Source organism: Neisseria sp. P0021.S007, from assembly GCF_051956855.1.
This window is the reverse complement of the sequence record NZ_JBQCXA010000863.1, coordinates 1-577: the sequence shown is the minus strand read 5'-3', so window position 1 is coordinate 577 and position 577 is coordinate 1. Positions and strand designations below refer to the sequence as shown.

General features: G+C 58.4%; 1 protein-coding gene. It reads right to left on the bottom strand.

Features of this window, described 5'->3' with window-relative positions; all coding sequences use genetic code 11:
- The coding region (locus ACTHUR_RS16390; RefSeq protein WP_440399735.1) for an AAA family ATPase at nt 1–577 on the bottom strand (577 nt) is incomplete at both ends.

Below are 577 nucleotides of genomic sequence, written 5' to 3'. Positions count from 1 at the left end.
ACTCGGGCGTGAAGAGTTTGTTGATCGCCTGCATTTCGTCGCCGCGTTCGCGCTTGGCGGTAAAGCCGAGGCTGGGGCGGCTGAGGCTTTCCGCGCCTGCATTGGTAGTCATAATCAGGATGACGTTGCGGAAATCGGCACTCTTGCCGTTGTTGTCGGTCAGTTTGCCTGCGTCCATGACTTGCAGGAGGACGTTGAAAATGTCGGGGTGGGCTTTTTCGATTTCGTCCAAGAGTAATACGCAGTGCGGATGTTTGTTGGCGGCTTCGGTCAAAAGACCGCCCTGGTCGAAGCCGACGTAGCCCGGCGGTGCGCCGATGAGGCGCGATACGGCGTGTGGCTCCATGTATTCGGACATGTCGAAACGTTGCAGCGGTACGCCCATCGAGTAGGCAAGCTGTTTGGCGACTTCGGTTTTGCCGACGCCGGTCGGGCCGGAGAAGAGGAAGCTACCTATGGGTTTGTCGGGCAGGGCGAGACCGGAACGCGACATTTTGACGGCGGCAACCAGCGCGTCGATGGCGTTTTCCTGACCGTAAACCATGTTTTTCAAATCGCGGCCGAGGAATTGCAGCAC